Source organism: endosymbiont of Lamellibrachia barhami (genome assembly GCF_011947365.2).
Taxonomy (GTDB): Bacteria; Pseudomonadota; Gammaproteobacteria; order Chromatiales; family Chromatiaceae; genus QGON01.
The window spans coordinates 1,782,878-1,797,460 of sequence record NZ_JAAVSH020000001.1 but is presented as its reverse complement, the minus strand read 5'-3'; the positions used below and the strand labels follow the sequence as shown (position 1 = coordinate 1,797,460).

General features: G+C 55.7%; 9 protein-coding genes. 8 read left to right on the top strand and 1 reads right to left on the bottom strand.

What is annotated here, in order from left to right; translation table 11 throughout:
• Positions 1 to 18: 18 nt before the first annotated feature.
• Entirely contained in the window at positions 19 to 792 is a 774-nt protein-coding gene (locus tag G9Q73_RS08055; protein ID WP_177419327.1) for an enoyl-ACP reductase FabI, read from the bottom strand.
• A 302-nt stretch (positions 793 to 1,094) separates the two neighbouring features.
• On the opposite strand from G9Q73_RS08055, the gene G9Q73_RS08050 reads away from it, so the two are divergent.
• The 8 genes from G9Q73_RS08050 to G9Q73_RS08015 all read left to right on the top strand — a co-directional run bounded on the left by G9Q73_RS08050 (position 1,095) and on the right by G9Q73_RS08015 (position 14,434).
• A complete protein-coding gene (locus G9Q73_RS08050; RefSeq protein WP_218649938.1) occupies positions 1,095 to 3,281 on the top strand; it encodes an ABC transporter substrate-binding protein in 2,187 nt (728 codons plus the stop codon).
• Positions 3,278 to 4,255 carry an ABC transporter permease gene (locus G9Q73_RS08045; RefSeq protein ID WP_177419326.1) on the top strand — a complete coding sequence of 326 codons (978 nt, stop codon included), beginning with the start codon at positions 3,278 to 3,280 and terminating at the stop codon, positions 4,253 to 4,255. The genes G9Q73_RS08050 and G9Q73_RS08045 overlap by 4 nt, the downstream gene beginning before the upstream one ends.
• Before the next feature lie 108 nt (positions 4,256 to 4,363).
• Complete coding sequence (locus tag G9Q73_RS08040; protein WP_177419325.1) at positions 4,364 to 5,761, top strand: ABC transporter permease; 1,398 nt, start codon at positions 4,364 to 4,366, stop codon at positions 5,759 to 5,761.
• An 11-nt stretch (positions 5,762 to 5,772) separates the two neighbouring features.
• Positions 5,773 to 7,773, top strand: coding sequence for an ABC transporter ATP-binding protein (locus G9Q73_RS08035; protein WP_177419324.1), 2,001 nt, complete (start codon positions 5,773 to 5,775; stop codon positions 7,771 to 7,773).
• Between the two features lie 138 nt (positions 7,774 to 7,911).
• Positions 7,912 to 9,039: a M12 family metallopeptidase gene (locus tag G9Q73_RS08030; protein WP_177419323.1), complete on the top strand. Its 1,128-nt coding sequence runs from the start codon at positions 7,912 to 7,914 to the stop codon at positions 9,037 to 9,039.
• 126 nt (positions 9,040 to 9,165) lie between these two features.
• A complete protein-coding gene (locus G9Q73_RS08025) occupies positions 9,166 to 10,149 on the top strand; it encodes a toll/interleukin-1 receptor domain-containing protein (RefSeq protein WP_177419322.1) in 984 nt (327 codons plus the stop codon).
• A 143-nt stretch (positions 10,150 to 10,292) separates the two neighbouring features.
• On the top strand, positions 10,293 to 12,170 hold the full coding sequence (locus tag G9Q73_RS08020; protein ID WP_177419321.1) for an eCIS core domain-containing protein: 1,878 nt from the start codon (positions 10,293 to 10,295) through the stop codon (positions 12,168 to 12,170).
• 386 nt (positions 12,171 to 12,556) lie between these two features.
• A complete protein-coding gene (locus tag G9Q73_RS08015) occupies positions 12,557 to 14,434 on the top strand; it encodes an eCIS core domain-containing protein (RefSeq protein WP_177419320.1) in 1,878 nt (625 codons plus the stop codon).
• Positions 14,435 to 14,583 lie beyond the last annotated feature (149 nt).

Sequence of the window (14,583 nt, the reverse complement as noted above, 5' to 3'; positions counted from 1 at the left end):
CATTTCGGATAGTACGAATCACACCCCCAGGATGTGGTATCCCGAGTCGACGTACAACACGTCGCCGGTGATGCCGGAGGCGAGGTCAGAACAGAGGAAAGCTGCTGCATTGCCCACCTCTGCGGTGGTGACGTTGCGCCGTAACGGGGTCTTTTTTCCCGCTTCGTCGAGCATGCTCTTGAAGTTCTTGATGCCCGATGCCGCCAGGGTGCGGATCGGACCGGCGGAGATGGCGTTCACGCGGATGCCGTCGGGACCCATTGAGTCGGCCATATAACGGACATTGGCTTCCAGGCTCGCCTTGGCCACTCCCATGACGTTGTAGAAGGGCACGGTGCGCACGGCGCCGAGATAGCTCATGGTGATCAACGATGCGTTGCGGCCCTGCATCATCGGCATGCCTGCCTTTGCCAATGCGGCAAAACTGTAGGCGCTGATATCGTGGGCCATGGCAAAACCCTCACGGGTCAAATTGTCCAGATATCTGCCTTCCAGGTGGTCGCGGGGGGCGAAGCCAACGGAGTGGACGATGCCCTCCAGGCCGTCCCACTTCTTGCCCAGCGCCTCAAACACGGCATCGATCTGTTCGTCACTGGCGACATCCAGCGGCAGTACAATGTCGGAGCCGCACTGATCGGCAATCTTCTGCACCCGGCTCTTGAGTTTGTCGCCCTGGTAGGTGAAGGCGAGCTGTGCGCCCTCACGGTGCATGGCCTCGGCAATGCCCCAGGCGATGGAACGGTTGCTGGCGACGCCAACGATAAGAATACGTTTGTCTTGCAAAAAACCCATGGAACAATTCCTTGGTGGTGTCATCAAACAGAATTGCGGATAATGCGGCCAGTGGCCGATTGCTCCGGCATTCGGATAGCGATCCGTGGTAGCACCGGATTCCCACAATTAACAAGTGTTCGCCAAGTAATATTGTTTTCACCACGAAGGACACGAAGGGAGCAAAGAAAACGCATTGTTAATCAATTTTTTAACTTCGTGCTCTTCGTGGTAAAAGAGGTGTTTCCGGATGAACACTAAACTAAGAACTAACTAAGTTACCCGAAATTTCCCGAATCGAAAAGGGCGAATCCTGCCATTTTATGCGCGTCAGATTGATAAAACTGAGAGGACTCTGCAGTCTGTTGCTGATTGGCATGCTGCTGACGGGTTGCGATGATTCCCCCTGGAACTCGCCTCACCCCGCCGGCGAGATGTCCAGTCAGGTACTCTACCGCTCCTTTTCCGAGCGCCCCAAACATCTCGATCCGGCCCGCTCCTACAGTTCCAATGAGTATGAGTTTATCGCCCAGATCTATGAGCCGCCGCTGCAGTACCACTTTCTGAAGCGGCCCTATGAGTTGGTGCCTCTGACCAGTGAGGGTATGCCCCAAGTCACCTATCTGGATGCCGACGGTAAGCCGTTGCCGGATAGTGCCCCGGTGGATGATATCGCCTTCAGTGACTACCTGATCACCATTCAACCCGGTATCCGCTTTCAACCCCATCCCCTGTTTGCCCGGGATGAGTCGGGTGAATTTCTCTACCATCAGTTGAATGATGATCAGTTGGAATCGCTGCATACTCTGGCTGATCTGCCGGTGGACGGCAGCCGGGAACTGATGGCGGCGGACTACGTTTACCAGATCAAACGCCTCGCTTTTCCCCGTTTTCACTGCCCCATCGCCGGGGTGATGAATGAGTATATCGTCGGCTTCAAGGCGTTTTCCGAGCACCTGAGCGCCGAGGACAAACGGCTGCAGAAGATGACCGGAGAAGAGCGTCCTTATATTGATCTGCGGGAGTATGATCTGCCCGGTGTGGAGGTGGTGGACAACTACCGCTATCGCATCCGTCTCAAGGGCAAATATCCCCAGTTCATCTACTGGATGGCGATGCCGTTCTTTGCCCCCATGCCTTGGGAGGCGGACCGCTTCTACGCCCAGCCGGGGTTGCGCAAGCGCAACATCAAACTGGACTGGTATCCGGTGGGCACCGGGGCGTTTATGTTGACGGAGAATAACCCCAACCTGCGCATGGTGCTGGCGCGCAACCCCAATTTTCATGGAGAGTCCTATCCCGAAGTGGGTGAACCCGAGGACATCGTGGCCGGACTGTTGCAGGACGCCGGTTTGCCGCTGCCCTTTGTCGACAAGGCAGTCTATAGCCTGGAGAAGGAGACCATCCCCTACTGGAATAAATTCCTGCAGGGCTACTACGATACATCGGGTATCTCGTCAGACAGTTTTGATCAGGCAGTGCAGTTCGGTGATCTGGGCGAGGTGGGTCTGACGGAGTCGATGCGGCAGAAAGGGATTCATCTGACCACTGCGGTGCAGACTTCCATCGGCTATTTCGGCTTTAATATGCGTGATTCGGTGGTTGGCGGGGATTCTGAACGGGCGCGGCTGCTGCGTCGTGCCATCGCCATTGCGGCGGACTACGAAGAGTTTATCTCCATCTTTGCCAATGGGCGGGGCATCCCGGCACAGGGAATGATTCCGCCGGGCATCTATGGCAACCGGCCGGGACCCGAGGGAATCAATCCCTACGTCTACGAGGTGATGGACGGTAAACCCAAACGCCGTTCTCTCGATGAGGCGAAGGCGTTGCTGCAGCAGGCAGGTTATACCGATGGGCGGGATCCGGACACAGGTAAACCACTGGTGCTCTACTATGATGCCGTGGCGACAGGTCCGGATGACAAAGCGAGGATGAACTGGTGGCGCAAACAGTTTACCAAGTTGGGCATCCAGCTGGTGGTTCGCGCTACCGATTACAACCGTTTTCAGGAGAAGATCCGCAAGGGCACCGGGCAGATGTATAGTTGGGGCTGGAATGCTGACTACCCCGATCCGGAGAACTTCTTCTTCCTCCTCTACGGCCCCAATTCCAAGGCGGACGGGGGAGGGGAGAATGCTTCCAACTATGCCAATTCTGAGTTCGACGAACGCTTCAGCCGGATGAAAAACATGGATAATGGCCCCGAGCGGATGGCAATTATTGACCAGATGATGGAGATACTGCGCTGGGACGCCCCCTGGTTATTTGGATATCACTCCAAGGCGTTCTCCCTGAACCACGCCTGGTATCACAATGTAAAACCCAATCTGATGGCGAACAACACGCTGAAGTACAAACGGGTCGACCCTGCGTTGCGCCATGAGTCTCAGTTGGCATGGAATCAACCCGTGCTCTGGCCGGTGGTCGGTACTCTAGTGATCCTGCTGCTCTCCCTGATTCCCGCCTTTGTGCTGTTCCGACGCCGGGAGAGGAGTGCTGCACGATGATGGCCTATATTGTACGGCGGATGCTCTACGCTATCCCGATCCTGATCGGGGTGAACATCATCACCTTCCTGCTCTTCTTCGTGGTCAACTCCCCGGATGACATGGCGCGCATGAATCTGGGTATGAAGCGCGTCACTCCCGCCGCCATCGAGGAGTGGAAAGCGGAGCGGGGTTACGATCTCCCGATGCTCTACAATGAATCCGAGGCGGGTACTGGACAGATCACCCGGACCATCTTCTTTCAGAAGTCGGTGAAGCTGTTTCAGTTCGATTTCGGCGTGTCCGACAGTGGCCGCGATATCGGTTACGACATCTCCCAGCGCATGTGGCCCAGTCTTGCCATTGCGGTGCCGGTGCTACTGGTTGGATTGGCGCTGAATATCACCTTCGCCCTACTGATCGCCTTCTTTCGCGCCACCTATATCGATTTCTGGGGAGTGGTGATCTGCGTGGTGATGATGTCGATCTCGGCGCTTTTCTACATTATCGGTGGGCAGTATCTGGTGGGGAAGCTGCTTCATCTGGTGCCGATTTCGGGTTACAGCACGGGGTTGAGTGCGATCAAGTTTCTTCTCCTGCCAGTGATCATCGGGGTTATCGGCGGTATCGGTGCTGGCACCCGCTGGTACCGCACACTCTTTCTGGAGGAGATCAACAAGGACTATGTGCGTACCGCCCGTGCCAAGGGTTTGAGTGAGCAATGGGTCTTGTTTGGCCATGTCTTTCAGAATGCGCTGATCCCGATCCTGACCGGGGTGGTGGCGGTGCTGCCGCTGCTATTCATGGGCAGCCTGATCACCGAATCCTTCTTTGGCGTACCGGGCCTCGGCAGTTACACCATCGATGCCATCAACCGGCAGGATTTCGCCATCGTGCGGGCGATGGTTTTTCTCGGTTCCGTGCTCTACATCATCGGACTGATACTGACCGATATCTCCTACACCATCGTCGATCCAAGGGTGCGCCTGCAATGAGCTGGAGCTGGGAGATAGGGGTCGGAGTCAAACCGGGCTGGGCGTTGGGTAGATGGAATATGATTGGGCGGTTTGACGCCTCCCCCTGGGAAAGTGTGGTGAACCTCCATGCCTGATCTGGTGATTCTCTGGACTGACGCGTTGGTCTTCCTGCTGGTTTTACTGGCTGTCGGCTTTGCCCTGTTCGCCAGTCGGCGGGAACATCTGCGTGCCCCCTGGCGGCATGTGGCGCGCAGCCGGGTGGGTATGGGGGCGCTGGTGGTGCTCTCCTGTTATATCCTGATCGGCCTGCTCGACTCCATTCACTACCATCCCGATATGGATGGTACAGAGGGGGAGACCGCCGAGGTGTTGAGCCTCTTCGATCTCATGGTCACCCCCCTGCGCACCCGCACCGAGAAGACCTATTCGGCCCCGCTGGCAACACACCTCTACGCCAAGGAGACCATCGAACTGGCTGGTGGAAAAAGTCAACGCGACTATCCCAGGCTGAAGTTCGGCGGCGCTCATCTGGCAGACCCTGAACTCGACTGGGCTTCCGATATTTATCTTAATGTCATACACGGAACGCTGGAGGGCGTAGTCTGTTGGCTGGGTCTCTCCGTCCTGTTTGTGGCGCTGATGGCGAGGCGGGAAAATTTGACCTTCGGGCAGATGCAGTCACGGGTGATTCGCTATGAGACGCCAATCCCCTGGCGCACTGTGCTCATTACACTGGGCGTGCTACTGGTGCTCGGTTTTATCCTGGGCGAACTGGCGGTTCAGTATCACCTCTTAGGCACCGACAAAGTGGGGGAGGATGTCTTCTATCAGGGGTTGAAGAGTATTCGCACCGGACTGTTGATCGGCACCCTGACGACCATGGTGATGCTGCCTGCGGCGATCCTGCTCGGCATCATGGCAGGCTATTTCCGGGGTTGGGTGGATGATCTGATCCAATACAGCTACACCACCCTCAGCTCTATTCCAGGGGTGTTGCTGATCGCCGCCGCCATTCTCATGATGCAGATCTACATGAGCAATCACGAAGCGGAGTTTGCCAGTCTGACCCAGCGGGCCGACCTGCGGTTGCTCTTTCTCTGCATGATCCTCGGGGTGACCAGCTGGACTGGTCTCTGCCGTATGCTGCGGGGGGAGACCTTCAAGCTGCGGGAACTGGAGTATGTGCAGGCCGCCCAGGCCTTCGGTGTCGGCCACTTTACTATCATCGGCCGTCATATCCTGCCCAATGTACTGCACATCGTGCTGATCACACTGGTGCTCGACTTCAGCGGCCTGGTGCTGGCGGAGGCGGTGCTCTCCTACGTCAACATCGGTGTCGATCCGACCATGAACAGTTGGGGCAACATGATCAACAGCGCCCGGCTCGAAATGGCTCGCGAGCCGATCGTCTGGTGGTCGCTGGCTGCAGCATTGATTTTCATGTTTACCCTGGTGCTCTCCGCCAACCTCTTTTCGGATGTGGTGCGGGATGCCTTTGATCCCAGACTGCGCACCAGCCGGTAGTGATATTGCCCATGAAAAATCACCTGTTAGCAATAGAAAACCTGCACACCCGGCTCGGCAACAAGCAGAATCCGGTGCGGGTGGTGGATGGTCTCAATCTGACCATCGGCAAGGGCGAGACGCTGGCGCTGTTGGGGGAGTCGGGCTGCGGCAAGTCGATGACGGCCCTCTCCATGATGCGCCTGTTGCCCCCCTCCGGACGCATCAGTGGGGGGCATGTCAAACTTGACGGTCTCGATCTGTTGACTCTTTCCGAACAGGAGATGCGCCAGGTGCGGGGCGGCCGTATGGGCATGATCTTTCAGGAGCCCATGACCTCTCTCAACCCGGTGTTGCGCATCGGCGATCAGATTGCCGAGGCGGTGCGCCTGCATGACAAGTTGAGTGGGGCAGCGGTAACAGAACGGGTGGTGGAACTGCTCGATTCTGTCGGTATCCCCGACCCCCGGCGCCGTGCCAGAGAGTATCCCCATCAGCTCTCCGGCGGCATGAAACAGCGTGTCATGATCTCCATGGCACTGGCAGGGCGGCCGGAACTGTTGATCGCTGACGAACCCACCACAGCGTTGGATGTCACTATCCAAGCCCAGGTATTGAACCTGCTGAAACAGTTGCAGCAGGAGACTGGCATGGCGATTCTGCTCATCACTCACGACTTGGGTGTGGTGGCGGAGACTGCCGACCGGCTGGCGGTGATGTATGCGGGGCAGATCGTTGAGACTGCGGATGTCGGCGCCTTCTTTAAAGGCCCCAAACACCCCTACAGCCGCAAGCTTTTCGAATCTCTGCCGGACAGTCACAAACGGGATGAAAAGCTGGCGGTCATCAAAGGGACGGTGCCGCCGCTGAACCAGCAGTTTTCGGGTTGCCGCTTTGCCGATCGCTGCGAGCAGGCGGTTCCTCGCTGCAGTAGTGAAATCCCCGACTGGGTCGGCCTGACCGAGTGGCAGGGCGTACGCTGCCTTATCTATGCTGACGACCCGATCACGCCCACGCTGAGTGATATAGCCGTCGAGGCGGAAACCCATAGTTTGTCCCGGGCGGGAGACGAATCCCTGCTGGATGTAACGGATCTCAAGGTCTACTTCCCCATCCATAAAGGTGTGTTTCGGCGCGTGGTGGGCCAGGTACGGGCAGTGGATGGTGTCGCTCTGTCGATCGCCAAGGGGCGAACCCTGGCTCTGGTGGGCGAGTCTGGCTGCGGCAAGACCACGGTGGGCAAGGGCATATTGCAATTGATCCGGCCCACCGATGGGCGGGTGAAGTTTGGTGAAGACGAACTGACACAATTGAGGGGAAAGTCGCTGCGCCGGCGTCGCGCAGACATGCAGATCATCTTTCAGGATCCCATCTCTTCCATGAACCCGCGCATGCTGGTGGGGGAGATCATTGCCGAGGGGATGCGTGCGCAGAAAATCGGTAAAAAAAGAGATCGCAAGGCGCGGGTCAGCCAGCTATTGGAGCAAGTGGGTCTGCATGCCGATGCAGCCAAGCGTTATCCCCATGAGTTCTCTGGCGGTCAGCGTCAGCGCATCTGTGTCGCCCGCGCTCTGGCGGTGGAGCCACAACTGATTGTCTGTGACGAGCCCACCAGTGCATTGGATGTGTCGGTGCAGGCGCAGATCCTCAACCTGTTGAAATCTCTGCAGCGGGAACTGGAGTTATCCTACCTCTTCATCACGCACAACATCTCGGTGGTTTCCTATCTGGCCGATGAGGTGGCAGTGATGTATCTCGGCCGCATCGTGGAGCAGGGCAGGGTCGATGAGGTGTTGGGGTCGCCAGCACATCCCTATACCAAAGCGCTGCTCTCGGCCGTGCCTGTGCCCGATCCGGATTTTCAACGTTCGGTGATCCGTCTGGAGGGGGATATGCCGTCACCCGCCAATCCGCCGCAGGGTTGTCATTTTCATCCCCGTTGTCCTGTGGCCGTTGCAGCCTGCAGTGCTGGATATCCTGCTGAAACGGCGCTGTCAATGACCCATCGGGTCAGGTGCTTCCGCATCGATTAACCGTAGGCCAGGGTCTCTGCCTGATCCGCTACGCTTGATCAGGCCTACAGGCCATTTCTCCCAGGTTTTTGAGAGTTTTATTCTGTATGTGCTATATCTCTCTATACACCAAAACCAAGATATGGATAGGAGGATGGTATGGCGGTGAAGAAAAAACCCGGAGCAAGAAGAGCTAAGAGGGTGAGTGCGTTTAAAGCTGAAAAGGCGGGTCGTAAATTTTGTGATATGCCGGAAATGGCACTGCGCCAAGTGCCGCAGGATGTCGATCCGGGGCGGGCTGCATTTATCCTGGACATGGATAACATTTGGGTAAACGGTACGGTTATCCATTACTGTTTTTTCGAACACGCGAAACATAATTCTCCCACAAAATGGACAGGGAGTGCAGCGGACAAGCGTGCGGTGAGAAAAGCCTTTAAGGAGTGGAAGGATCTGGGTATCGGCCTTGAATTTGTTGAAGTCAGGAATCTCGATGAAGCTGAAATCAGGATCGGCTTTGATCAGGACGAAGGTTCCTGGTCATATATCGGCACCTACCCGATGGGCAATGTTTCAATAAGTCGGCGAACGATGAACTTTGGCTGGTCGCTGACCACATCCCACGGCAAGGATACGGCGCTGCATGAGATCGGCCACTCCCTCGGCGCCAAACATGAACATCAGAATCCTTTTTCTGGTATTCAGTGGAACCGGCAGGGGGTCTACGACTATTTCAGCGGTCCACCGAATAACTGGAGTCGCAGAAAAATCGACAGCAATATTTTGGATCCGGTTTCTGCAAGTGATGTGGAGGGTTCGGGTTGGGACAGCAACTCCATCATGCATTACGAATTCCGTGCTGCGCTGATTGAAGGGCCGCCCCCCTACGATTCTGCTGGTATTCATCCGGCTGCCGACCTGTCACCCAAAGACAAAGCCTGGGCACAGCATTTCTATCCGGCGCTGAGAAAAAAAGATTATGTCGATCTGATACCGTTTCAGTCTGAAGTTATTCAGATAGAAGCGGGCGGGCAGGTTAATCTGGTTATCAAGCCGAAAACAACCCGTAAATACACCATGCAGTCTTTTGGAGAAGCCGATACTTTGATGGTGCTTTTTGAGGACGATGGAACCGATGATCCCATCTATCTTCAAGCCGATGATGACAGCGGTAGTGACTACAATGCCAAAATCGAACATCGACTGATGAAAGGCACAACCTATATTCTCCGCGTTCGTCTTTACTGGGCCAATGCGGCGGGTGAAACGGCTGTAATGCTTTGGTAGCGGCTGACAACAATAATGGTATGAACAATATGAACCACCCGTAGGAGCGGCGCCTCTCCGCGAGAACAGGTTTCAAGTCTGACTCGCGGCGAGGCGCCGCTCCTACATTGATTCGTTTAAAAGCCAATGAGCAGGGAAATTAATATATTCATCTCCTACAGTCATCTCGATGATGACTGGCATGAGCGGTTTAAAGCTTTCCTGGATTCTCTCAAGTTTACCCGCTTGAAAGCGCAGGATCTGAAAAGCGGGAAGCTGTATCAGAATGCCAGGTTTCAGTATCGTGCATGGTCGGACAAACAGATCGATCTCGGCAGCAACTGGAAGCCGGAGATAGAGGATGCCATCCGGCAGGCGAGGGTGGCTGTGTTGTTGGTTTCCACCGACTTTTTAGCCTCCGAGTTTATCCTCGAACAGGAGCTGCCACTGCTGATCGACCGTTCCAACAGCGGCGAACTCGCCATCTTTCCACTCATCATCCGTCCCTGCCTGTGGCGCGAAACCGCCTGGCTGCAGGAGATTCAGATATTCGATTCGGGGCAGGCTATGTCGGAGCTGCCGCAGCATGAATGGGAGAAGAAACTGGTCGAATTTTCCCTGCGCATCGATGAACAACTGGAGAGCGAACGGAGCGGACAGGAGCTGGTGGACGAAGAGGCAGAAATTGTTGAGGAGATCATCGCTGCCTCCATTTCCACACAACCCATCTATACAGAGCCGTTTAAGGAGAAGAACGCCTCTGGCAACGAATTCTATACCTGGAACGGTGTGCGCAAACTGATAGACGAGTCTGGATTCTGCGAGACTGGAGAATCCGTCGTCGATGGAGTGCTGTTGTTCCGCACCATTAAACAACGTACTTGGTTTGCAGTGACACAACGGCAGTTGTTTTGTGTGCTGGATGGTGAAAAGACACGCAAACGAGGAAGGCTTATACAGTGGCGCGAATCCTTGAGTCAAAATCTACCCGTGCGTGCCCGTGACCGTGCCAAGGCTCAAACCGGTCTGCTCAATGTCGGCGCTCATGTGAACTGGCTCTATTCCAAACGGCTGCATAAAAGCCCGGGAGAGCTTGAGGAGCAGGTCACCAAACTGCTTGAGAATACGTGATGACCGGCAGACTCACCTTGGACCCGCGCCTTCGCAGCGAATTGTTATGTCCAGGTTGTAGGCCCGATCAAGCGAAGCGGATCGGGCAGATTTGTGACGGGTGGTCTATCCTTCGGGAAGGATTCGAATAAAACGCCAGCATCATGAACAGGGATATTAGCGTCCATCGGTTACGCAGACGCAGCTTAACTCAGAGCATAGGCAGGAAGGAATTACCTTTTTTCTCTCATGCCGGCAAGGCATCGGGGCAGAGGTCTCAGCAGGGCGCTTTCTTTCAGGCAAAGCTGACGATTGGACAGCCCGGCGATCAGTATGAGAAGGAAGCCGATAGCGTCGCCACCGCAGTTGTCCAGCGTTCTGAACACGCTTCATCCCCGCAACAGCAGGGCTTCTTCACCATTCAACGACGGGCCGGTCACCGGCCAGCTGCACCCTCCGCGCCAGTCGGCATGGCGGCCAGATTGCAATCCACCAAGGGAAGCGGCAGTAGATTGCCAAAACGAACCCACACGGAGATGTCGCAGTCGCTGGGTTTCGACTTCAGTGATGTGCGGTTACACACAGACAGTGAATCCGCCAGCTTGAACCGGGCTGTCGGTGCCCAGGCGTTTACCCACGGGAAAAACATCTATTTCAACTCAGGAAAGTATAATCCCGAAACGAAAAGCGGAAAACACCTGCTGGCCCATGAGTTGACCCATGTGGTGCAACAAAATCATGGCGCTGGAGGCCTGCAACGGTCTTCAGTGATCCAACGGGAGATTGAGCTAGATGCGGCAAACGTGCCTACCGGCAACTATCTGTTTCGCGTCGGCAGCGGTATCACGGCGGGATTCTTCAGACGCATAAAACGTTTTGTCGGTGATGGCGCCCTGACGGATAACGAACTCAATGCACTGCGTATCTATGCACTACGGGTCAGAGGTTCAGTCAACAACGCTGAACGGCTCTTGATGGCGGCGATGCTCAACCCTGTCAATGTTCCTTTGCTTCAGGCTCATGGGGCGGGTGCCCTCTCCATTCCGATCAACACGATCACCGATGCCAACCGTCAGCATGTTCGCGATATAGGACGCGAACAGATACCGGATGCACTCATGCTGCAGTTATGGGATGCCGTTACCACATTGGGCGTCGATCTTGAACGTGGACTGGCGTTATTGGCAGAGGTCGATGCGGCGGCAACCAGAGAGATCCTGCAGCACGCCGGTCCACAATTCCAAACACAGGCAACCGCGCTTGTCGCCTATATGGAGATGCACACTATTCCCGCTCTGGAGGTATTGGGCGCGATGTTGAATGCGGCCTCCGACAGCAGTTCCGGCGATAAGGTGATGGCCGGGATCGTCTATGTCATCGCCAGGAAGGCAGGCCACGCCACTGCGGGGCAGATCAGAAGCGGTCAAATAAAGGTCGATGCGCTTATACCCCGTGCCTACCAACGTATCACCTCAGGTGACGGTTCTGCTGCGTTCTATTCATCAGTAGGCAGGACCGATGAGGCAAAGGGAGATACGCTCTATCTGCCGACCAGTCTGAACGTTGCGGCGATTGCTTCGCGAGCACTGGTCATCCATGAACTGACTCACGCTACCGATGATGCCGCGAGTGCAGGCATCTCACCCCGCCGGGTGCTTGAACTCGAAGCTCGGGCCCGTACCAGCCAGTTGCAATACACGATGGATGAGATCCTTGCACTCCCGGCTGCCGGGCAACCAGCGGCCATTCGTGAGTACAGGCAATCGGCCGCCAGTGTATGGGTTCAATGGGCACTCATATCGGCGACAAAGGGGGATACCGCGCGTTATCAGGAGATTTGCACGCGTATCCTGCTACAGGATCCCACCGTATCGGAAGCGAATGTTATGGCTGCCTTGGCGTTGAGTGTTGCGGATATCACCACAAGACTCGAAGACGCCATTGCGGAACTTCCTAACTACGCCAGAGGTACCTTCGTGGCGCTCGATGGCCTCTCCGGTGAGAGTGTGCTGGATTTGGTCGGTGATGCGGCTGGGCCTTGATGGGGTTGTCTGATTCCGCATTACCTGCGATATCCCTGATCATTTGTCATCTCGACCGTAGGGAGAGATCTCGTGCTATATTGCTGCCAACGGGATACAAGCAGGAGACCCCTTCCTGCGGTCGAGATGCCGATGATCCTGAGATGTACGGAATTGAATTTCCAACAAAAGATCCGCAGGTTATATTCCACCGTTGTAGCCAGGGGTGAACCATGTCGTCGCCGAAACCCGCTGATCGCAAGATCTATCATGTGTTCCTCGCCTCCGCGGCGAAAAGGCGCCTGTATTCCACCACCACGCTGGATCGTGCCGGAACGGCGCTTCTACGGGCAGATCATTGAAGAGTGGTCTACCTTTTAAGGAAAGATCTGAAAAACACCGATATCATGAACAGGGACATTAGAGCGTATCGTCCACGCAGGCGGTGTGGAATCCAAGCGATTGACAGGCAGGAGCAACCTTTTTTCTCCCATGTCGGCAAGACATCGGGGCAAAGAACTCAGCAGGGCGCTTTCTTTCAGGCAAAGCTGACGATCGGACAGCCCGGCGATCAGTATGAGAAGGAAGCCGATAGCGTCGCCACCGCAGTTGTCCAGCGTTCTGAACACGCTTCATCCTCGCAACAGCAGGGCTTCTTCACCATTCAGCGGCGGGCCGGTCACCGGCCAGCTGCACCCTCCGCGCCAGTCGGCATGGCGGCCAGATTGCAATCCTCCAAAGGAAACGGCAGTAGACTGCCAAAACGAACCCATACGGAGATGTCGCAATCGCTGGGTTTCGACTTCAGTGATGTACGGCTACACACAGACAGTGAATCCGTCAATTTGAACAGAGCTGTCGGCGCCCAGGCGTTTACCCACGGGAAAGATATCTATTTCAACTCGGGAAAGTACAATCCCGAAACGAAAAGCGGAAAACACCTGCTGGCCCATGAGTTGACTCATGTGGTGCAACAGAATCGTGGCGCTGGAGGCCTGCAACGGTCTTCAATGATCCAACGGGAGATTGAACTCGATGCGGCAAACGTGCCTACCGGTAACTATCTGTTTCGGGTCGGTAGTGGTATCACCTCCGGATTCTTCAGGCGCATAAAACGTTTTGTCGGGGATGGCGCCCTGACGGATAACGAACTCAACGCACTGCGTATCTACGCGTTGCAGGTCAGAGGTACGGTAAACCACGCTGAACGGCTCTTGATGGCGTCGATGCTCAATCCGGTCAATGTCCCATTGCTTCAGGCGCACGGAACCGGGACGCTGAGTATCGTAATCAACACCATCACTGCGGCCAACCGTGAGCGTGTGCGAAATATCGGACGGGAGCAGATACCGGATGCGCTCATTCTGCAGTTGTGGACAGCCATCACGACATTGGGTGTTGATCTTGAACGTGGAATGGTCTTATTGGCTGAGGTCGATGCGGCGGCAACCACAGAGATTCTTCGACACGCCGGTCCGCAGTTCCAGAGACAGGCGACTGCATTGATTGCCTATATGGAAACACACAGCATTCCCTCCCTTGAAGTATTGGGTGCGATGTTGAATGCGGCATCCGACAGTAGCTCGGGGGATAAAGTGATGGCCGGGATCGTCTATGTCATCGCCCGGACAGCAGGCCATCCTACCGCAGGACAGATCAGGAGTGGCCAGATAAAGATCGATGCACTGATCCCCCGTGCCTTCCGTAGCTTGACATCAGGTAATGGCGCCGGTGCCTTCTACTCACCGATAGGCAGGAGAGACCAGGAAAAAGGGGATACGCTCTATCTGCCGACCAATCTGGACGTTGCGGCGATTGATTCGCGAGCACTGGTCATCCATGAATTGACCCACGCCGCCGATGACGCCGCGAGTGCAGGTATCACACAACGCCGTGAGCTTGAACTCGAGGCACGGGCCTATACCAGCCAGATGCGATATATAATGGATGAGATCTTGGCGCTCCCGGCTGCAGAACAACCTGCGGCCATTCGCGGTTACAGAAGATCAGCCACCAGCGCTCTGCTGCAATGGGCAATGGTCTTGGCGGCAAAGGGTAATACTGCGCATTATCGGGACATATGCAGCCGAATTATCGTTCAGGACCCCTCCGTATCAGAAGCAAATGTCGTGGCCGCGCTGGCGATGAGCGAGGCGAATATCACCACCAATCTTGAAAATGCCATTGATGCGCATCCAAACTACACCCGAGGCACTCGAACCGCGCTCGACGGCCTCTCCGGCGAGAGTGTGCTGGGTTTGGTTGGCGCAGCGGCTGGGCCTTGATGGGGTTGGCCGGATCCCTACAGTCCACGCCCCATACCCTGTCGGTTCACTCTCTTGAACAGGGAAACAGAAAAACCGTCCAATCAGATTGGTTTTTGTCCTCAATCAACAAAATCAGCAAAAAACCATAACAGTTTGCATCTGAAACT

What these genes read in the sequence shown, in the direction of transcription:
- G9Q73_RS08025 (WP_177419322.1), top strand. Translation starts at nt 9,166, where the DNA reads ATGAGCAGGGAAATTAATATATTCATCTCCTACAGTCATCTCGATGAT.
- G9Q73_RS08055 (WP_177419327.1), bottom strand. Translation starts at nt 792, where the DNA reads ATGGGTTTTTTGCAAGACAAACGTATTCTTATCGTTGGCGTCGCCAGC.
- G9Q73_RS08030 (WP_177419323.1), top strand. Translation starts at nt 7,912, where the DNA reads ATGGCGGTGAAGAAAAAACCCGGAGCAAGAAGAGCTAAGAGGGTGAGT.
- G9Q73_RS08040 (WP_177419325.1), top strand. Translation starts at nt 4,364, where the DNA reads ATGCCTGATCTGGTGATTCTCTGGACTGACGCGTTGGTCTTCCTGCTG.
- G9Q73_RS08020 (WP_177419321.1), top strand. Translation starts at nt 10,293, where the DNA reads ATGAACAGGGATATTAGCGTCCATCGGTTACGCAGACGCAGCTTAACT.
- G9Q73_RS08035 (WP_177419324.1), top strand. Translation starts at nt 5,773, where the DNA reads ATGAAAAATCACCTGTTAGCAATAGAAAACCTGCACACCCGGCTCGGC.
- G9Q73_RS08045 (WP_177419326.1), top strand. Translation starts at nt 3,278, where the DNA reads ATGATGGCCTATATTGTACGGCGGATGCTCTACGCTATCCCGATCCTG.
- G9Q73_RS08050 (WP_218649938.1), top strand. Translation starts at nt 1,095, where the DNA reads ATGCGCGTCAGATTGATAAAACTGAGAGGACTCTGCAGTCTGTTGCTG.
- G9Q73_RS08015 (WP_177419320.1), top strand. Translation starts at nt 12,557, where the DNA reads ATGAACAGGGACATTAGAGCGTATCGTCCACGCAGGCGGTGTGGAATC.